25 protein-coding genes and 2 pseudogenes are annotated in these 17,404 nt (G+C 39.4%); 21 read left to right on the top strand and 6 right to left on the bottom strand.

The features are described from left to right. Positions 1 to 41: 41 nt before the first annotated feature. From B5F34_RS03160 to B5F34_RS03060, 21 genes and pseudogenes are all read left to right on the top strand, one after another. Positions 42 to 497, top strand: coding sequence for a macro domain-containing protein (locus B5F34_RS03160; protein WP_087334974.1), 456 nt, complete (start codon positions 42 to 44; stop codon positions 495 to 497). A gap of 69 nt (positions 498 to 566) precedes the next feature. After that, positions 567 to 1,001, top strand: a complete 435-nt coding sequence (locus B5F34_RS03155; protein WP_087334972.1) for a hypothetical protein — start codon at positions 567 to 569, stop codon at positions 999 to 1,001. A gap of 78 nt (positions 1,002 to 1,079) precedes the next feature. Then, positions 1,080 to 1,538, top strand: coding sequence for a hypothetical protein (locus B5F34_RS03150; RefSeq protein WP_087334970.1), 459 nt, complete (start codon positions 1,080 to 1,082; stop codon positions 1,536 to 1,538). 45 nt (positions 1,539 to 1,583) lie between these two features. Continuing rightward, positions 1,584 to 2,348, top strand: coding sequence for a DKNYY domain-containing protein (locus tag B5F34_RS03145; protein ID WP_087334968.1), 765 nt, complete (start codon positions 1,584 to 1,586; stop codon positions 2,346 to 2,348). A gap of 64 nt (positions 2,349 to 2,412) precedes the next feature. Then, on the top strand, positions 2,413 to 2,733 hold the full coding sequence (locus tag B5F34_RS17695; protein ID WP_087334965.1) for a hypothetical protein: 321 nt from the start codon (positions 2,413 to 2,415) through the stop codon (positions 2,731 to 2,733). Positions 2,734 to 2,878: 145 nt separating this feature from the next. Beyond that, a complete protein-coding gene (locus B5F34_RS03135) occupies positions 2,879 to 3,313 on the top strand; it encodes a hypothetical protein (protein WP_087334961.1) in 435 nt (144 codons plus the stop codon). Positions 3,314 to 3,382: 69 nt separating this feature from the next. Beyond that, positions 3,383 to 3,826: a hypothetical protein gene (locus tag B5F34_RS17690; protein ID WP_204245571.1), complete on the top strand. Its 444-nt coding sequence runs from the start codon at positions 3,383 to 3,385 to the stop codon at positions 3,824 to 3,826. 85 nt (positions 3,827 to 3,911) lie between these two features. Further along, positions 3,912 to 4,546: pseudogene (locus B5F34_RS03125) on the top strand (hypothetical protein). A gap of 91 nt (positions 4,547 to 4,637) precedes the next feature. Further along, entirely contained in the window at positions 4,638 to 5,069 is a 432-nt protein-coding gene (locus B5F34_RS03120; protein ID WP_087334959.1) for a hypothetical protein, read from the top strand. A gap of 42 nt (positions 5,070 to 5,111) precedes the next feature. After that, positions 5,112 to 5,513, top strand: a complete 402-nt coding sequence (locus B5F34_RS03115; protein ID WP_087334957.1) for a hypothetical protein — start codon at positions 5,112 to 5,114, stop codon at positions 5,511 to 5,513. Positions 5,514 to 5,633: 120 nt separating this feature from the next. After that, on the top strand, positions 5,634 to 6,113 hold the full coding sequence (locus B5F34_RS03110) for a hypothetical protein (RefSeq protein WP_087334955.1): 480 nt from the start codon (positions 5,634 to 5,636) through the stop codon (positions 6,111 to 6,113). Positions 6,114 to 6,237: 124 nt separating this feature from the next. Beyond that, positions 6,238 to 7,143 carry a hypothetical protein gene (locus B5F34_RS03105; protein ID WP_087334953.1) on the top strand — a complete coding sequence of 302 codons (906 nt, stop codon included), beginning with the start codon at positions 6,238 to 6,240 and terminating at the stop codon, positions 7,141 to 7,143. Positions 7,144 to 7,245: 102 nt separating this feature from the next. Continuing rightward, positions 7,246 to 7,755: a DUF4303 domain-containing protein gene (locus B5F34_RS03100; protein ID WP_087334951.1), complete on the top strand. Its 510-nt coding sequence runs from the start codon at positions 7,246 to 7,248 to the stop codon at positions 7,753 to 7,755. A gap of 47 nt (positions 7,756 to 7,802) precedes the next feature. Next, a complete protein-coding gene (locus B5F34_RS03095; RefSeq protein WP_140392941.1) occupies positions 7,803 to 8,336 on the top strand; it encodes a hypothetical protein in 534 nt (177 codons plus the stop codon). A 28-nt stretch (positions 8,337 to 8,364) separates the two neighbouring features. Then, on the top strand, positions 8,365 to 8,691 hold the full coding sequence (locus B5F34_RS03090) for a hypothetical protein (protein WP_087334946.1): 327 nt from the start codon (positions 8,365 to 8,367) through the stop codon (positions 8,689 to 8,691). A 94-nt stretch (positions 8,692 to 8,785) separates the two neighbouring features. Then, positions 8,786 to 9,436, top strand: coding sequence for a hypothetical protein (locus B5F34_RS03085; RefSeq protein WP_087334944.1), 651 nt, complete (start codon positions 8,786 to 8,788; stop codon positions 9,434 to 9,436). Between the two features lie 123 nt (positions 9,437 to 9,559). Then, positions 9,560 to 9,838 carry an immunity 17 family protein gene (locus B5F34_RS03080; RefSeq protein WP_087334942.1) on the top strand — a complete coding sequence of 93 codons (279 nt, stop codon included), beginning with the start codon at positions 9,560 to 9,562 and terminating at the stop codon, positions 9,836 to 9,838. 79 nt (positions 9,839 to 9,917) lie between these two features. Then, positions 9,918 to 10,772, top strand: coding sequence for an ankyrin repeat domain-containing protein (locus B5F34_RS03075; RefSeq protein WP_087334940.1), 855 nt, complete (start codon positions 9,918 to 9,920; stop codon positions 10,770 to 10,772). Positions 10,773 to 10,778: 6 nt separating this feature from the next. Continuing rightward, positions 10,779 to 11,324: a hypothetical protein gene (locus tag B5F34_RS03070; protein WP_087334939.1), complete on the top strand. Its 546-nt coding sequence runs from the start codon at positions 10,779 to 10,781 to the stop codon at positions 11,322 to 11,324. A 28-nt stretch (positions 11,325 to 11,352) separates the two neighbouring features. Beyond that, complete coding sequence (locus B5F34_RS03065) at positions 11,353 to 11,607, top strand: immunity 17 family protein (RefSeq protein ID WP_204245570.1); 255 nt, start codon at positions 11,353 to 11,355, stop codon at positions 11,605 to 11,607. A gap of 24 nt (positions 11,608 to 11,631) precedes the next feature. Then, positions 11,632 to 12,063, top strand: coding sequence for a hypothetical protein (locus B5F34_RS03060; RefSeq protein WP_087334934.1), 432 nt, complete (start codon positions 11,632 to 11,634; stop codon positions 12,061 to 12,063). Between the two features lie 122 nt (positions 12,064 to 12,185). Here B5F34_RS03060 and B5F34_RS03055 read toward each other — a convergent pair whose 3' ends face one another. From B5F34_RS03055 to B5F34_RS03025, 6 genes and pseudogenes are all read right to left on the bottom strand, one after another. After that, on the bottom strand, positions 12,186 to 12,458 hold the full coding sequence (locus B5F34_RS03055; RefSeq protein WP_087334932.1) for a hypothetical protein: 273 nt from the start codon (positions 12,456 to 12,458) through the stop codon (positions 12,186 to 12,188). A gap of 10 nt (positions 12,459 to 12,468) precedes the next feature. Beyond that, the gene (locus tag B5F34_RS03050; protein ID WP_087334930.1) at positions 12,469 to 12,744 is read right to left on the bottom strand and encodes a hypothetical protein; all 276 of its coding nucleotides are present in this window, start codon (positions 12,742 to 12,744) and stop codon (positions 12,469 to 12,471) included. Positions 12,745 to 13,181: 437 nt separating this feature from the next. Beyond that, positions 13,182 to 14,906, bottom strand: a complete 1,725-nt coding sequence (locus B5F34_RS03045) for a ParB/RepB/Spo0J family partition protein (protein WP_087334928.1) — start codon at positions 14,904 to 14,906, stop codon at positions 13,182 to 13,184. 462 nt (positions 14,907 to 15,368) lie between these two features. Next, positions 15,369 to 15,551, bottom strand: a pseudogene (locus tag B5F34_RS03040) (hypothetical protein); the annotation flags it as partial. Between the two features lie 126 nt (positions 15,552 to 15,677). Continuing rightward, positions 15,678 to 16,091 (bottom strand): single-stranded DNA-binding protein, encoded by a 414-nt coding sequence (locus B5F34_RS03035; RefSeq protein ID WP_087334923.1) that lies wholly within the window; start codon positions 16,089 to 16,091, stop codon positions 15,678 to 15,680. A gap of 817 nt (positions 16,092 to 16,908) precedes the next feature. Beyond that, complete coding sequence (locus tag B5F34_RS03025) at positions 16,909 to 17,322, bottom strand: DUF4313 domain-containing protein (protein WP_087334919.1); 414 nt, start codon at positions 17,320 to 17,322, stop codon at positions 16,909 to 16,911. Positions 17,323 to 17,404: the final 82 nt, after the last annotated feature.

Here is a 17,404-nt window from a genome sequence, read left to right as displayed (position 1 = left end):
AGAGGCGCTATCTGTAACTTATAACAATAAAAGTAAGAACAATGATAAAGTATATTGAGAAAGGCGACATATTCCGCATTGAGGGCGTGAGCAACTATGCGCACGGGTGTAACTGCGCCGGTGCGATGGGTAAAGGCATTGCATTGCAGTTCAGAGAAAGATACCCGGCCATGTATCTTGAATATAAGCAGCTGTGCAAGGAGCATAAGTTTTGCCCCGGCGATGTCTTTGATTATGATTATGGCCACGGGCATATCTATAATCTCGGCACTCAGGCAACATGGCGGACACGAGCCAAAATAGAATATATCGAGAAGGCATTGAAGCAGATGCTTGAACTTGCCGAACATGATAATGTGACGGCCATAGCTCTACCGGCCATCGGTGCCGGGTTAGGCGGTTTGAGATGGGATGATGTCAAAGCTATTTTGGATAAGGTTTCAAACGATTATCCCAAGATTGACTTGTATGTAGTTGAGACTTATCAAAGTGAATAGAGGCAGATAACAAACGCATTAATCTCCCTTGAAAGGTCGGTTGGCCAGTAAACATTATCAAATTGAGAAATGAAAAAATATTATTCATATAGGGTTAATAAATATATATCACCGTTACCTGGTAACAACGAATGGATTAGTTTTTATGATATTGGTTCTTTGGTGACGGAAGAGGATTATTTATACACCGAAAATGAATTTATCAAGTTGTTCAAGGATGTTTCTGCGTTATTTGATATTCGGGATTACAAAATAACTGATTTGGAAAACTATAAGAAATTGGATTATCATAATGGCGATAAGATTCAATGTATATATATAGAACCTTTGCTTCGTGATATATTGCGTGAGAGATTATGGTGCAAACTACGTTCAAATAAATTGGAATTTCATTTTGGATATGATTACTATATGTATATCGTTTCTTATGATTTTCCAATCTCAATGAGCGACATAAATACGCATCTTATAATTGAAGAATTTGATTCACCCTATATGAACTGACAAACATTTGATAACAAACAGCAGACCGACTGAATAAGCGGAACGCTGCCGGACATTGGCTATACAATAGAAAAAGACATGAATGCTTTAGATAATATATTAGAGAAAATACCCTACTTGTCAGCAGATGACATAATTCAAACATTAGGGGAAGAAATGTATAAAGGAAAAGATAAGGATTTTCCAGAACTCGACAAGTTGGGTAATTATCCTAACTTCATTCAAGATGCAATCTATATAATAGAGTTTGATACAGAACTTGCAATGAATGGGATAGGTGGAGTCCTTGATAATAGAACTGCCTGCCTTATCCCTAAAATAATTAAAGCATTCCAAAATATAGGATCGAATCAGGAAGCGGACATATTATCCCAAATATATGTAATTAACCAAACATCTCCTTGGAGTAATGAAATAGAGACTTTGGGAAAGTCGTTTTACTTATATACAGATTTTGATATTTGGTCTTTACTTGAAACATACGTTGAACAAGAAAAAAATAAATATATCGCTAACACGCACCTCAATCGGCCATAAAGGTCGGTTAGCTGCCAAACATTATTAACAATTCATTAAAGAAGTATGGAAGCGATTAAAAAATTAAATTGTCATTCAGCTGCTGAGAGCGAAAAAAACAACTGTCATTTTTGGACGGATGGTAAATTCGTGTATTATGAACGAAATAATGTGCCCTTAAAGAATGCACATCCAGAACAGATGCGTTGTTGGAAAAATTTCGCTTATGATGACAAGCGAGTATTTCTTCAAAATATGCTGATGCGTGGTGTGTCTCCCGCCGGGTTTATGATATTAAACGATGCTTTTGTCAAAACAGACAGTCATGTAATCACGGAAAGTGGGCGCGTGAGAATCAATAGCGATTCAATAATACAGACTTTGGATGACGGGGCTTGGTATGGAGATTTTGACTTGTTTCCACGGGGGTATATTAGAATTGATAATTCTATATGGTATCATGCACATTATAAGGGTTTGATAAAATTGACAAGCGTGAACATAAATCATTTTATTTCTTTACAAGATGGAGTTTTAGGAATTGATGACAAGAGAGTTTATGCCTTTGGTAAAATTGTAGCTGGAGCATCAGCAAAAGACTTTAGGAAGATTGTTGATAGCATATATTGTGGCTATTATATAAGCAATGGCAAGCTGTTTCATGAGCGTACAATGATACGGGAGGCTTCTATTGATATGATTCATATACCCGACGTAGTACTCAAAGCCCGAAAGGGAATCCGTCATTTGGTATGCGATAACAGATATTATTCAGGAGAAATTGAAGTTTCGTATGAGGTATTTGAAAAATGGTTGGATGATTATAAATAAATCGCTAACAAACGGCACTATCGCTTAAAGCTGAAGGCTGCCGGATATTATAAACTCAAGACAAATGAATAAATCGTTTCTGCAAGACATATTAAAGAGAATAAACGAGCACAATGAAGGTTCAATAACCGAGGATTTGTGTTTTCATTTTTCACAGACGCCCGACAATGAGCAATGTGGAGAAACAGTCAGTATCATGGGGTATAAAAATCCATTTACTCGTAAAAATGTATATGGATTAAGAACAAAAAATTATCCTTTGACGGATATAGCTTATGCTTTGGAAAATGAGGAATCAGATGTGTATAAGGCTATGAAGCAAGCACTGCCACGATTGACACAGAAAGAATGGTATGCCTTTACTCGCCTAATTACTCTAATATGATGTGATTTAGAAAAAGAAACTGATTAAATCGAGATTATAACAAGCGGCAGAGCATCCCCTAAGAGGTCGGTTATTCGGTTATCCGTAAACATTTGCCACCAGAAAAAAGAATTGTAACATTGCATCAAGATAAAAAGAATAATTTATGAATAGTAGTTACGATAACTCTTTGACTAAATACGCTGATGGTATGGCAATCAGTTATAAGCTGATTTCAGACCTGTCTTATTGTATGGAAAATATAAATACGCATTTCTCATTTGTAGGAGGGCGCATTAATTTTAGTCTGTTAAATGACACCAAATTTGTAGATTCGGATCATGAGAATATTTCTTTTGATGCTACCAATTTTATCAAAAGCTTATTAGATAATAGGATATGTCGTAACGATGATGTTGTGATTTATATGGGCGATAGTTTAACGAATAATGGTTACGAGTTTTGTTTGAATGATTTGTTAAAGATTATTCCATTTATAGTAAGAGAAATCCCCCAGCATCATTATGTATTGTTTAAGGATTTCAAGAAGATTATATATATATCATTTGAGAACGAAATCAAATTTGGTGTAATAAATTAGGTGGTTATCAAGCGGTTGTGCTTCCCCTGAAAAGGTCGGACGGCTGCTAAACATTATCATCAATGAATTATGAATAAAAGAATAGACAGTTGGTTTGAGTATTGGCAAAAGTATAATAGCCTATGTGATATTATAAGGTCTGAAAACAATCAGTTGGCGGAGCAACTTGTAGATGCAAAATTATATGTTAATGGCCTGACTGATGGTTGGCATGACTTCCTAAATGTGGTTAAGGAGTTAATATTCAAGAATGCAGAGACTTTAAGTTTAGATTGTAAAGTGCAAGCAGATATTCTCATTACTCAATTAGAAAAAGCTCCCATGTTACAAACAGGATATGGTGGTATGACTGTCAATGAACGTCTTGTCATTGCTAACAAAATGGATGAATTTGATAACGCAATAGACAACAAAGACACTTTGAGAATCATAGAAATTCTAAAAAGTGTGGAATTGACAGATGACAACATCAATGCTATTCTTAAAAGTTTCAAAATGCCGGCTATTAAATAAGGGAAAATATGATGCTAACAAACGACAGTACCGACTGAATGAGCGGAACGCTGCCGGACAATAGCAACTTTAAAAGTCAATAAATATGGAACGAATAAGCATAACATCAGATTCTCCCGGATATGTTAAGGTTTCTGAAATAGGAAGAGACTTAATTGCCTTTTCGGAAATTCTTGAAAAAAAGTATAATCAAATAGATTTTGAATTAGCTTTTTGTTTCAGAGCATTGTACACTACACGGGGAATAAATTCAAAGGTGCGGTTTTACAAAGATGAGAACTGGTTAGGAATGGATTTAATAATGCCATTGGCTGAATTTAATCCATATAAGTATAATGTATCTATGCAACGAAGAATAATGGGGAAATACTTCTTTCCATTCTTTTCTAAAAATATCCATAAGTACATATATAAACTTCCTATACTTAAATCAATAGAAAAAGATTTGGTGGAAGATATGCGGTTGTTCCTTATTGAAAACTTATGGTTGCCGGATGAAAACGGGCAATTTAAGTTGTCTGTAATTGAAACAGTATCATTTGAACGTGCAATGAGTTTATTCGGTAATCCGAAAGAAAAAAGTTCACAGACAATGCTCAAGGAATAAAAAATCAAGATTTGACTTGGATAATAGACGAAGAAGAAAATGAATTGTTTGCAACTTATTCGTTGAATGATAAAAAATGGCAATTACAAAAATATGAAGTGAGAATTAAATAACTTGCTTACTTCAAGATAAATATAACAAATCGTTCAATCGTCACTAAGAAGGTCGGTTAGCAGCCGAGTATTATTTCTTCGAGAACTGGATATGAAAGATAGAACAAACGACATAGAGGATTATTTCTGCAGGCAATTTATCAGGCGTGCATATCAGGAGCGCCTTTATTTTGAGTTGTCATCAAATAACAAAAGAGTGAAAGCTATTAGTCGATTTTGTAATAATCTAATGGATATTATAAATACTGATAGAGTTGTTGAGCACTGTGATTCAACCGATGTTACCTATCTGACAGATAGACTTCAGGAGAGGTCATCACATAAGAAAGGATATTGTATCGGCTTTTTTAATTTGGATCAAAAGTGGGCGGATATATCTGATGCTATAAGCACAGGGATATGCTCAGGTTTGGGCTTTGCCGTAGTACTACCAGATGGAATCGCCTATATGTGTGAAGAAGCTGAGTTCAAGATGAAAAGGAAGTCAGTAATATTACACTCTACAGCCAGTTTTGAAGAATAACAAGATTAAAAAGTTCGGTTATACCAAATACAAAAATTGTCTATGCGTAGGATTGAAAATGAGGAGTTTAACAGTATTAGAAATACATTGTTAGCATTATACAAGGACAAGAAATGTCCAGTCAACAAATACTTTTATTATTGCAGAAGTGCTACACCTTCTAAGGAATATATGGCATCAAAACTGTTTGATGATTTTCCTTTAGGACTAAACGAAAAGATTTTGTTATGGTCTTATGGGGACAAATATATACTGGAGACAGAAGTCTGTTATTTTATTGAATTTATGAAGTTGCTAAAAATATGGGAAATTGATGCTATCAATATGAACGTACTGTTGGGTTTTCCAAAGAGTTATGAATGGCTCATAGTTTTTGGTGATGATGAACTGGAATACAAGATATTAGAGTTCCGTCCATTAAAACAGGAGAATAGTATTGGTTAAAATGCTTTTATTAAGCTTAGAGGATATAGAGAACTTAATATCTTTGGAGATATGTAGCTAACAAACAGCATTTTTGCTTAAAGTGGAACGCTGCCGAACATTTCAAACAAGAAAATAACGATGAGTGCTTTAGATGATTTATTATTTCAAGATTTAGCTTATGAACTTGATGACTACATTTCATCAAGTCCTAATCCAAAAGAGGAATATAAGAATAACGTAATTCCTTTTTTCATCACGGGCTTCAAGTATTTCAATGACATATTGAATACTCAGGAGAAAACGATTTTGTCTAACATTGAAGCGGTATGGAATACTCCCGGTTCTATAGATATTCATAGTTTAGAAGAAATAAGGGAAGAAGTGTATCGTTATAAAAATTCGCTTCCAATGGATAATATTAAACATCAATATTTTGCATTATGCTTAAAATTTCTTACTTATGATTTTATTAGTGAAGGCAAACTTGAGGTTTCGTTAATTTGGTTATATATTAGTGGACTTTTAGGTGCTTCTATATCACGCAGTTGGTTATATAACAACTTAATCGAGAGGTATTCCCAGCACTTATCAGATAAGTTCAAGGAAATCCATGATTAGATAACAAACAACGAAATGGGTGAATAATAATAGAATAATGTTATGTTACATGATAGTAATATAAAAAACTATTCAGAAATTGCCAAAGTAATTAATAGTTCAAGACGTAATAAATAGTCAACACATGGAAACATATATTTTTGAAAAAGAAATCTTTGAAAGGAGTTATACATTCATTCAAGTAGATGATGGACAAAGTTTTGATATAGAATACATTAGGGATAATAAAATTGATGGATTTGTAGTAACAGCAAATGATATAAAAACAAAGATTAAAGACATAAAAAGAATTGCTACATGCAAATTTCTAAGAGCTTTAAATTTGAATACTTTATTATATGAAAATATCTCTGAGTTATCTAACTTAAATAATTTAGAGTATATCAGTTTATATGGGAAAGTAGATTATAAAATACCATTTTCCTCATTAAATAATTTGTGGTGCATATATCTTAATTATGATAAGAAAACATGTGAATCCATTTTTGATTGTACCAATATAGAAAATCTATTTTTTGATAATTATCTATGTAAATCATCTTTTGAATTTAATTCGCTAACAAAACTTAGAAGAATTGGATTAATGAAAACAAACTTAACAGAGTTTGATGTCATTCATAATATGCCTTATATAGAACATATTGGTATAGGTTATGATTCAAATCTTACTAATCTTGACTGGTTGTATGGAAACGAATCTCTTACTTCTATTTCTTTGAAAAATTGCAAGAATATTAATAATTGGGAAATAATTGGAAGTGTAAATAATGTAAAACAAATAACTATTGATAACTGTGGTGTATTACCTTCTTTGGGCTTTCTTAATAAATTAACTAATTTACAAGAGATTAGAATCCTTGGCTCAACATACATAAAAGACAATAAAATAAGGGAATTACTTGAAATGCCACAATTAGAATATATATCTATTCCTGTGAAAAAGGAATATGATTTAACTCTATTAGACCTTAATAACTTTAATCTTCAGAAAACAAATGGCAGATGCTGTACAGATGATAAACAAGACTGAAAATAATTGTATGCGCTTGTTACAGGAGATTAAAAGCGAGTTTATAACACACTGATAAATCATTTGCTGTCAAACATTAGTCAATAATTTAATTACAAAATAATGGAAACTGCTTTACTTAAAGAGAAAATAAAGGACTCCATAATAAAAATGCACAATTATTTGAGGGCGCAAGATTATTATGAAGATATAAGTTCCTATGCGTTATATACAGATGACAGCTATATGTCAATTACTATGATTTTTAATACAAATTCTTATCTTGATAAGAAAAGGGATGATAAGTATTACTTGACATACAAGTTTAGCCCAGCAGAATGGTATAGTGAGAACATAAAAAATGATTATTCGATATATAGAAATATATTTTTCAATGAAATATCGTTTATATTGAAGAGATGTGCTTTGTCAGGCAAAGATTATGAAGAGATTTTGGTAAACAACTGCATAGAGGTTTTAAAAGATTTTAGAAATAGTGGTGTAATACCTAATGATAAACTCTTGTTGTTTATGGTTAGTGATTATTATGATGCAGATACAATAATAAAATGGAACTCAAAATTCAATAATCCTAATATTATCAGTGAGATTAAAGAGTGGCTTTCTGATTAATGTCTTATCTAAAAAGGAAGGCGACTGACAAACATCATCATTATAAAATGAAGAAAAGAAGAGGGCTGAAAAGATATTATAGGAGGTTACGCCAATGTATCGAATTGGATAATTGGCGTGACATATTGTTGGATAAATCAAGATGGAGTTATTTTGACCACTTACACTTCGACCGGAACGGTTATGGAAATGTATGTTGGAAGGAGCGTAAAGAACATTTGGATGTATTATTCGGGCACTTTTTAATGATTGAACAATTTGTTGAGAATATGGATCGTCCTTTCCAGATATTTGCCATACTTGTTTTGGAAGATAGCAGGTATGACGCTCTTTTTCTTCATACCCCCAATTACCATACTCCTGAAGAATATCCGTATATAATTCCAGCTGGATATAAAAAGGAATATCCATTGCGAAACCCTTCGTTAAGGAACTATTTGGTGATGTTGGCCAAGCAAGGATATACGGTATTCAGTTCTGAAGAGAAGAAAGCTTGTATAGTGTTCAAGGAACATGTAGGAGATTCTTTATATGAGAACCATGATAACAAGCGTCTGAATCTCCCTTGTACGAGTGATTAGCTGTCAAACATTACAATAAGTGAATAAAATGGCACAAGACATATACAATAGCATTCGAGAAATATTACTGTGTGATGAAGATATTGAATTTTGTTGCAATCTTTTGTTGAAGATAACCTTTGATTGCGATGAATGGAAATGGATTCAAGATGTTTGCATTGATATTATCAACAGCAATAGAGAAAGGAACATCTGTGGATTAGCGGTTACATGTATCGGGCATCTGGCTCGAATACACGGAAAAATAGAAAAAGAGAGAATCTTTGAATTGTTTACTCAACAAAAAGATAATCCTTATATCCGTGACAGAATTGAAGATGCCATTGATGATATAAATATGTTTGTGCATGAATAATAGGTTACACACATCTTAGTCGATTCAAATGGCGGTTAGCTGCCAAACATTATTGATTATAACAAAGAAACAACAATAAGCAAGATTGAAAATCATGGTTGAAAAATTGAATAAAAATGGAATAACAACTGACTGGCTAAAATTATTTCCTGATTTTGTCAAGTATAAAACAATGCACATCATAAAACGTAATGGCTGTTTTTTGTTGGGGCTACATTTTGCCAGTTTATCAAGCCAACGCTATCGAGTATGCTTTCATTTGTATAACTTAATGGTTGATTTAAATATTCCAACCATACCTTTAATTTCAGCTACCCATTTAAAGAATAAAAAGGGAGTCATAAACAGCTTTTCTATGCAAGAGCATGATAACGATTTAGATATAATTGTAAACGAACTATATAATCAGGTTCCTATTTTAACAATAAAGCGACTGAAATATAGCGACTTGATTACATATATGAAGGGTGCCCAAAATATTTTCTACGACAAGACTACATTAACAGATATTGTGTTATTAAATTATTATTGTGGTAATGATGAGCAGGCAGAAAACGAAATTGAAAAAGGGAAGAGAATTATATCGGATTGGCCAGAAAGAGTTATCAACAATTATGGAGGTGCCAAAGGATGGGAAAGCGAAGTCAGGGAATTAATGAATATGGATGTGTTAAATGCTACAATAGAAAATCAATTACAGAAATTCAAATTGGATAAATTAATTGATTATCAAATTGTTTCTTGATTAGCTTCTATACAAATAAAAAACTATTACCTTTGTAGGCAGACATAAAAAACGGATTCATCACCAGCAACTGAAAGCTGGCAGAGGAACGCCCCGGGACTGCATCGCAAAAGTACATACAATATGGAACATGAAAAAGATTTCCTGGAATCTGTACCAGACAGGATCAGGCATTATTTTGGGAACAATCCGGATGTAGCTTACCTTGCTGTCATAGGAGTAATAGCCCTGTTCTTAATAGGGGTGATAATGAATTGGCAGTGGGTGTGCCGTCCAAGGACATGGCTGGGCAATTATTTCGTGGAGCTTTTTGGCCCTGCCACCTTTCGTTTCTGGTATGCTGTATTTTTAATATTGGCAATCATTGTACTGCTGTTTTTTTACTTTAAAGTGTATAAATAGGACATAATTTCATTCTTGGCTGCCCAAAAACAGGTGAAAAACTAAAGGCGACTCGGCTGACAAACATTATCTTTGTGGAATGAAACATTTAGTGTACATCATGGCCCTACTGACATTGTTCGGGTGCAATTCTTTCTCCGAGTATGCTCCTGAAAAGTACTTTGCGGAGGGAGACGAACTGATGTTTGCCAATGCCATCTATCATGGCAACTCTAAAAAGATAAAACGTCTTCTTTCTGACAATGCGATTGATGTAAACGCACCCGGGAAGTATGGCTTTACCTACCTCATGTATGCCATATATATACAGCAATATGGTGCGGCAAGGCTCTTGCTGGAAAACGGTGCAGACCCAAATCTTTTGTCTTATGTGAATCATCCTATGAAGGGAAATAATCCCGATTATATTAAACGGGAAGGGGGCACATTTAGGTTAATGCCACTTTCTTTTGTTTGTGGTCATCCTGATTGGGACATAAAATACATAAAGTTGTTAATAGAATACGGTGCTGATGTAAACGCGACTATCCCATTTTCACCGATTCACGAACTCATTGTTGGTGGAGCAAGCGACATGAAGCGAATTAAGTATCTGATGGAACATGGTCTGGACTTGAATGTCCCCGATAATTCAGGAGATACACCTGTCATTACAGCCGCTATTGTCAGAGAGCTTGACTTGGTAGAGTATTTTTTGGATAATGGAGCAAGCCCCAGGCAGATAAATAAAGATGGAGTTAGTTTGGGGTATGAATTGCAGCAGCAAATTGAACGTAATTTGGGTACTCCAGAATATATAGCTCATGCCCGAGCAATCATAGAACGATTGAAGGGAATGGGAGTCAAATTTCCGGTAACAAAAAAACAAAGAATTGATGAAGACAGTACATCCATTTCAAATAATACCAACGTTAGTCAAAGCGAAACAAATTAAGTATAGATGAAAATGGAAAAATATTTTTTATTAAAAAGTTTCAATTCTGATATTACAGATGAAGATTTAATTATAGAATTGGAAGATGATTATGGCTGGCTGATAAATTCTGGCTGTAACTTAGATAACATGCAGTTTATAGCAAAGGCATACGGTGATGATAACTTGGTTCTGCAACAAAGTCTATTATGTATAAATTTTAATATTTATATCTTGAGTCCAGAATTTCGGGATTTTGTTGAGCAGATAATCACAGTTGATCATCAATGGCTGGATGTAGATATTTTTAATTCTTCGGATAAGTTAATCACATGTGAGTATAAAATACTCAATATCATCAATCCTACAAAATGCATTAACTTAGAAGAATCGAGCTATAAGATTTTAGAAGAAACAAAAGAATATCTTTTTTATCAGCTTGTCGTAGAAAAAGAAAAATTGGATGTAGAATTTGGTTGCCTTGATCTGTCTAAAGAATTATTTGTATCAGAAAGAATCAAACACCTAATTGACGGAAATAAATTTGTAAGCGTGGCGTTTAAAGAAATTTGAGTTATAGATTTTAAACAACGATATGAGCATGGACGAACTGATAAATAAATTTTCTGAAAAGATAGCTGAGAATCCCCGTTACGGCTACCTGATAGCCGGCGGCATCCTGCTGCTGTGGCTTATCGGGGTGATATGCGGATGGAAGTGGACTTACCAGGGGGGCACACGGGGCTGGAACTTGGTGCGTGAAATCTTCGGCGAGAGGGCGGTGCGTTTCTGGCATGGTGTATTGCTGTTCCTCCTTCTGGTATTATGGATTATGGGGTTCTTCTCCATGAAGTGAGTAGCCTGAAAAACGGAGAGCTTTATGAGGAAACAGGAATATAAAGAGCAAGAGCAGCCACGGCACTACTATTTCTTCGACTATCTGTTCTGGTTGGGAGAAATGGCACAGCAGCATTACAAAGGCGAACCGAATCGACCCGACGGGGATAGTATGCTGATGCTTTGCATCATGGTTGTTGTCCTTGGGCCGATGCTGACCATCGTTTTCTGTTTCGACCCTCCTGTACGCGATTTCCTTACAATCGCCATGATTGTCTGTAGCGCGGTAATAGTCTATCTGCCCGGCAGGATATATCCGTCCTCCCGGCGGAAGGCGGTCATGCAGCACTATGCAGGACGCAAGTTCAGCCCTGCCCGGTGTTACTTTTTCCTGTTCTCTCTTGCCTTTTTGCTTATCGCCAATATACCCTTATGGGGAACAGTGCTAAAATGGATAAACAAAACAGTCGAATGACATATAGTCGAAACGTGTTTTGCTGTTTTTTCTACATGTTAGTGATGCTGCATATCCAACCTAAAACGCAACACCGCCCGCACGGTGATGCAGGCGGTGTCCGATGCGGCCTTTTTGTCCGGTTACTCGAACCAGTCCGGGTTGCTTTCCTTCAGGACTTCAACCAGCTCCTTGTCCGGCAGCTTCAAGTTGCCCCGGTCGGTAAAGTAGAACACCTCGTCATAGAGGTATTCCGCCTCTTCACCGGCAAAGCCTTCGTTGGCATCTTCAAAACTGCCCGGCTGCAATGCGTCAAGCAGTTCGGTGGAGCCAATCAGCAATTCTTCCCCGTCGATTGATTCAACGATGCGGCAGATGTATTTTTTGCCGTCAAACTGGATTTCCTTTGTCTTCATATTGCCCTCCTTATTTTAATGGTATGTTACGTCCGTGTTCGTTGAGATATTCCATGATGCACTTCGCCTCCTCGTGTGACGCCCTGTTGCGGTCATCATAACGGCGGCTGTCGTCCGCCATGACCTTGATGCACTCCCGGATAAGCCGGTAAAGGCTCTGCTGAAGCGTGGGGTGCATGTCAGGAATTGCCGCAGCAAATCGTTTCGGATTGAAACCAAAGTCGTTTACCGCCATTTCCCACTCCTTTGCGAGCCTGTACTCTTTAGATTCCTTAATGTTGTCCATAATCTGAATTTTTAATGATTAATAATTTTTTTCTTCCCTCTGTTCGGCATCCTGCAACCGGAGCCGCTTCGGGTTTTTCGGTGCAGGGAGAGGCCGCCGGAGAAGCCATTCCCGATGTTTTTTCCTGCCAATTACTCTTGCCCCGGCAAGGAAGAATTTGCAGGAAATCCACTTCAAAACGGAGGGAACAGGCGCGGCAGCCTACATTCGCACCGTAGAAAACCCGTGCGGTGACGGCATGGAGGCTGAAACATGGGAATCCAAAACGGTATAAAGGGAATGAGCCTTGGGATACAAGGCTTTGAAAAAGGGATGGCAGACGGTTATAAACGGATGGCGGCGTTATGCCGCCGTTCCCTGCTATAAAAGGCATTGCCGGCACACGCCAGTATGCAGGACGGATTGCTCCGCCCTGCTTCTGAACTGAATTATGAAAGTCAAGCCGCTACATCTTCAGCTTGTGGCGTTTCATCGGGTTGCGGTTCTTCCTGCTGCTCCGTTTCCTGCTTCGCCTTATCCTGCACGGCAAGGACAGCTTTCTTTTCCTCGATGCGCTGGTGGCGTTTCTCGTACACTTCATCATAGCCCTTTCGGATTTCGGCAAGCGTTTCGGGCATGTGCTTTTCCGCAAATTGGAGCAAGAGGGTGGCTACTGCATTGCCTCCGAATGCTTCTTGGAACTTCGCAATCAGAAAATCCCTGCGGATGACGGCTTTCGCCTTGCCGTTAAGATTTTCAATGATATTGAACTTATCCTCGTCAGAAAGGTAATACACATTTTCGCTGTCGATGCCCACCGCTGCGTAATGCTCCTTGCGAAGCGATGAAAGGAGGAAGAAATAAATCATCTTGTCCTCGTCCGCACCAAACTTGGTTTCGGTGGCATCCACCTCCAAAATCCGCTTCTTGGTGTCTGCAACGGTCTTTTCAAGGGCGATTTCCTTGTTCCGCTTGTCCTGCTTCTCCAACTTTTCAAGCGGTGAAAGTGGCTTCTCGTCTGCCGATGCACCATTTCCAGCCGTATTCATTGCAGAAGTTTCCATGTAACCGAGAGAAATGTCATCACGCCCGACAATGACATAGAGCGATATATCCCCCTCTGTGCTTCCTCGCAGTATGTCCTCGCATTCAGCCTTGTAGTCCTCCTGCTCCTGCTCGTAATCCTTTCGGGCTTCCTCATATTCCGCCGTGGTTTCGTAATCGACCGCTTCGGGTTCTTCGGGCATTTCGGGATAATCCGTATAATATGGTAGCGTTTCCAACTCATAGCCGAGTTCAACAAGACGCTTTGCAGCCATATCGTTGGAATTGTAGGTACTACGGGCTAACATGGCAGTGGGATGTTCGCCCAACATCTGCACGGCTCGTTCCACAAGGTAGGCCGTGTTCATATCCTCAAGGCACTTCCTGTTGGCGCACTTTCCACAACCGCCCTCACAGAACAGCGTCATGTTGTTGGTGTTGTGCGGACAAGACATGCAGAGGGTCTTGTCAAAGGAATAGTATTCAAGGTCGGTCGTAAAATTCCTTTCGATAAGTCTCGCCACATCTGCGGCTTTCATGCCACGCCAACTGTTATACACGATACCCTCTTTCAGATGCCTGTCGTACACCTCGCTCTGTATCTCCTTACCGTAGCGGCAGATTTCGCTTGCCACGCTGATAGTGATTTCGTCCGTTTCCAAAAGGGCTGCGATTTCGGGTATCAGGTTCGTAAACTTGAGCCGTGTGCGGATATAGTCTTCCGACTTGCCGAACTGGACTGCCAGTGAATGTACATCGTGTCGTCCGCTCTCCATCAGTTTCTGATAGGCGTTGGCTTCCTCAATGGGTGTCACATCCTTGCGCTGCAGGTTCTCCGTGACCGCCATTTCTTCGGCTATCTCGTCCGACACTTCGTAAATGACTGCAGGAATAGTTTCCAACCCTGCCATGAGCGATGCACGGTATCTGCGCTCTCCAAAGATAATCTCGAAGCGGTTTTCCGCAATGGGGCGCACACCTATGGGCTGTAGGACACCCTGCTGCCGTATGCTGTCGGCAAGTTCGGCAAGGCTCGCCTCGTCAAAGGTCTTGCGTGGGTTGTAATTACTCGGCTGAATGTCCGCCAATGCTACTGATACGATGTTCTTTTCTACTGACTTCATGTCTGTTGCTTTCATAATTCTAAAAATTTAATTTGTTAATAACTCGTTTTTTTATTTTCCCTCTTGTCGGTCCTTTTCTGCCGAACCGCCTTTGGGGTTTTATGGATGCAGGTTCCGGCTGTCGGTACAGCTTCATACGGCGGTTTTTCCTGCCAATTACTCTTTCTCCGAAAGGAAGAATTTGCAGGAAATACACTTCAAACCGACGGATCAAGCGCGACTGCCGACCTTTGCATCTGATAAAACCAATGGCCGGTGACAGCAGGAATGACCAGGAGAGGATAAAGGCCCGGCCGTATAGAAAAGGGAAGACGGGCTTGCCGGTCATAGAAACGGTGTGGATGAACGCTATAAATGGGTATAAAAGAATGTGATATTTGACAAATACAAAAGGTGAATTTCCCACAAATCGTATAAAAGGATTGGCGGAACAGGCAGCATATCGGGCAACTCCGATATGCCACCTGAAGAAAATCACAGCGGCGACAGTTCCGCCGGGAACACTTCCGCCTCCGAATAGTCCGAGGCTATCAAAATGATACTGTCCTCTTCGATTACCTCCGGGACATCCACCACCTGATACACACCGTCCGACAAACCGCCGTCCGGGTCATGCCAGAAAACCTTGCTTCCAGCCTTTATAAAATCGTAATTACACATATCTCTAACATTATTCTTATTTCTGTCCGGAGTGTAAACCGAAACCGGCATACACCATACCGGCAGTGATTCTGACTGCCGGATACGGCATATACCATAGTCCATACCGCCACCGGTATGCCCTTGTCAGAACGGCAGATCGTCCTTGTCGTCCTGCGGCATATCGGCAGGGGGTACGGGTGTGCTGTCCGTTGTGGTCGCCATGTTGTCCGGGCTGCCAGTCGAGCTGTCCTTCTTGCCTGTATTGATGAATGCGATGCTCTCCGCCGTAATGGAAAGCTGAATCTGGCTCTCCCCGTTTTTGTCCGTCCACAGGGAAGATGACAGCGTGCCTTCAACAAGTACCAGCCGTCCTTTTGTGAGGTATTCAGCCAACCGGATGTGGTTCTCCTTGTTGCTTCTTACCTTTACCCATGTGGTGACGTTCTGTCCCTTTGCATAATCGTCAACGGCTATGTTCATAGCCATGAATGAGCCGTGTGCTCCTGCAATCACCTGGCAGTCTTTGCCGATGCGTCCGATAGTGTGTACATGTAACATAATAAAAAATGTTTTGTGGCAAGGTGGTTGGTCCTGCCGTTACCTTTTTTTATTTTCCCTCTTTTCGGTTCCTTTCTGTCTGAACCGCTGTCGGGATTTTATGCTGCAACCAAAGGCTGTCGGCAAAGCCGCACACGTCGTTTTTTCTTGCCAATTACTCTTGGCAGCCCCGGCTGTCAAGGAAGAATTTGCAAGAAATGCACTTCAAAACGTAAGGGACAGGCGCGACGGCCTATATTTGCAGCGGTAAAATCAGACCGGTGACTGCCAGAAAGCATCCGGAGAAAGCATAAAGTCGCACCGATTATAACTGTACGGACGGCCTGCCGGATATAAAAGCAGAGGGAAAGGATGATATAAGGGGAGCAACGGCTCGGGCGGGTAGAGAACAGCGGTCTGCCGGGCAAACAGAAAGGGGACTCTTTCCGCCTTGAGATCTGCCGGAATATATGGAGGCCGGCGCAAAGCGGGATGTGTCACCGTTTGTCCATGACACTGCCGGCCCGGAAAGGAAAGATACGGATTAAAGGCGGAATGTGCCAGAGCAAGATCCGGCAGGAAGTCTTGCATAGCGGAATACCGTGTTGTTTCGACATCCGTCGAAGCTCCGGCATGGAGCGGCAAGAATCGGACTGGCGGTGCTCCGGCACAGCCTCCGTACCTTGGATTGAAGAGCGGACAGCGGCACAGACCTCCTACCTTGCTTCATGGGCGGGAAAAGCCGGATAGAAAAGGGATGAAATGCCGGGACGGTATGCCATAAAAAGGGAATTGCCGGCAATGAAGGCAGCCCAATATGACTGCCTTCCCCTGCCTGTCAGCCGACGAAGTTGAAATGCCTGTCGCAAAATTCTTTCTGCCGCATGAAACGCTCGCTCCGGTAGAAGTCCACTTCGGGATACATGCAATGGCCGGAGGCGGCATATCTGCCGGTCGGTACACCCAACTCATAAAGCACGAGCCAGTCCAGCACCGCTTCTCCGTTGTTGTTCGTGTCGATGAACTGGCAGCCGGCATTACGCTCCACACCCGGAAGATTGACGGTTATGACTGCCTCCGGCTCGAAACCGTTGCTGTCTTCTTTATATTCAAGCAATTCCAGACAGATTGGGCTGCCCAGTCCGTGCTGGTAGTAGGTAACAAACGGGAAGACCCATTTTTCATCCTTACGCAGAAGTTTTAACGTCAAACCGTCAACGACCACTTTTTTCTCACTGATTTTCTTTTCCATACTTCAAATTTTTTATTTCGTTTTTTTTCTTTTCCCTGCGTTCGGTCCTTTCAGACCTTCGCCGGAATTATTTTTCCGCATC

Origin of the sequence: Mediterranea sp. An20 (assembly GCF_002160055.1) — a bacterium.
Lineage (GTDB): Bacteria > Bacteroidota > Bacteroidia > Bacteroidales > Bacteroidaceae > Bacteroides > Bacteroides avicola.
This window is presented reverse-complemented; position numbering and strand designations above follow the sequence as displayed.

Coding starts and splice junctions, on each gene's coding strand:
- B5F34_RS03080 (WP_087334942.1), top strand. CDS start 9,560: ATGGAACATGAAAAAGATTTCCTGGAATCTGTACCAGACAGGATCAGG.
- B5F34_RS03145 (WP_087334968.1), top strand. CDS start 1,584: ATGGAAGCGATTAAAAAATTAAATTGTCATTCAGCTGCTGAGAGCGAA.
- B5F34_RS03120 (WP_087334959.1), top strand. CDS start 4,638: ATGAAAGATAGAACAAACGACATAGAGGATTATTTCTGCAGGCAATTT.
- B5F34_RS03075 (WP_087334940.1), top strand. CDS start 9,918: ATGAAACATTTAGTGTACATCATGGCCCTACTGACATTGTTCGGGTGC.
- B5F34_RS03100 (WP_087334951.1), top strand. CDS start 7,246: ATGGAAACTGCTTTACTTAAAGAGAAAATAAAGGACTCCATAATAAAA.
- B5F34_RS03095 (WP_140392941.1), top strand. CDS start 7,803: ATGAAGAAAAGAAGAGGGCTGAAAAGATATTATAGGAGGTTACGCCAA.
- B5F34_RS03065 (WP_204245570.1), top strand. CDS start 11,353: ATGGACGAACTGATAAATAAATTTTCTGAAAAGATAGCTGAGAATCCC.
- B5F34_RS03110 (WP_087334955.1), top strand. CDS start 5,634: ATGAGTGCTTTAGATGATTTATTATTTCAAGATTTAGCTTATGAACTT.
- B5F34_RS03090 (WP_087334946.1), top strand. CDS start 8,365: ATGGCACAAGACATATACAATAGCATTCGAGAAATATTACTGTGTGAT.
- B5F34_RS03025 (WP_087334919.1), bottom strand. CDS start 17,322: ATGGAAAAGAAAATCAGTGAGAAAAAAGTGGTCGTTGACGGTTTGACG.
- B5F34_RS03160 (WP_087334974.1), top strand. CDS start 42: ATGATAAAGTATATTGAGAAAGGCGACATATTCCGCATTGAGGGCGTG.
- B5F34_RS03105 (WP_087334953.1), top strand. CDS start 6,238: ATGGAAACATATATTTTTGAAAAAGAAATCTTTGAAAGGAGTTATACA.
- B5F34_RS03070 (WP_087334939.1), top strand. CDS start 10,779: ATGAAAATGGAAAAATATTTTTTATTAAAAAGTTTCAATTCTGATATT.
- B5F34_RS03135 (WP_087334961.1), top strand. CDS start 2,879: ATGAATAGTAGTTACGATAACTCTTTGACTAAATACGCTGATGGTATG.
- B5F34_RS03050 (WP_087334930.1), bottom strand. CDS start 12,744: ATGGACAACATTAAGGAATCTAAAGAGTACAGGCTCGCAAAGGAGTGG.
- B5F34_RS03035 (WP_087334923.1), bottom strand. CDS start 16,091: ATGTTACATGTACACACTATCGGACGCATCGGCAAAGACTGCCAGGTG.
- B5F34_RS03085 (WP_087334944.1), top strand. CDS start 8,786: ATGGTTGAAAAATTGAATAAAAATGGAATAACAACTGACTGGCTAAAA.
- B5F34_RS03060 (WP_087334934.1), top strand. CDS start 11,632: ATGAGGAAACAGGAATATAAAGAGCAAGAGCAGCCACGGCACTACTAT.
- B5F34_RS17690 (WP_204245571.1), top strand. CDS start 3,383: ATGAATAAAAGAATAGACAGTTGGTTTGAGTATTGGCAAAAGTATAAT.
- B5F34_RS03055 (WP_087334932.1), bottom strand. CDS start 12,458: ATGAAGACAAAGGAAATCCAGTTTGACGGCAAAAAATACATCTGCCGC.
- B5F34_RS03150 (WP_087334970.1), top strand. CDS start 1,080: ATGAATGCTTTAGATAATATATTAGAGAAAATACCCTACTTGTCAGCA.
- B5F34_RS17695 (WP_087334965.1), top strand. CDS start 2,413: ATGAATAAATCGTTTCTGCAAGACATATTAAAGAGAATAAACGAGCAC.
- B5F34_RS03115 (WP_087334957.1), top strand. CDS start 5,112: ATGCGTAGGATTGAAAATGAGGAGTTTAACAGTATTAGAAATACATTG.
- B5F34_RS03045 (WP_087334928.1), bottom strand. CDS start 14,906: ATGAAAGCAACAGACATGAAGTCAGTAGAAAAGAACATCGTATCAGTA.
- B5F34_RS03155 (WP_087334972.1), top strand. CDS start 567: ATGAAAAAATATTATTCATATAGGGTTAATAAATATATATCACCGTTA.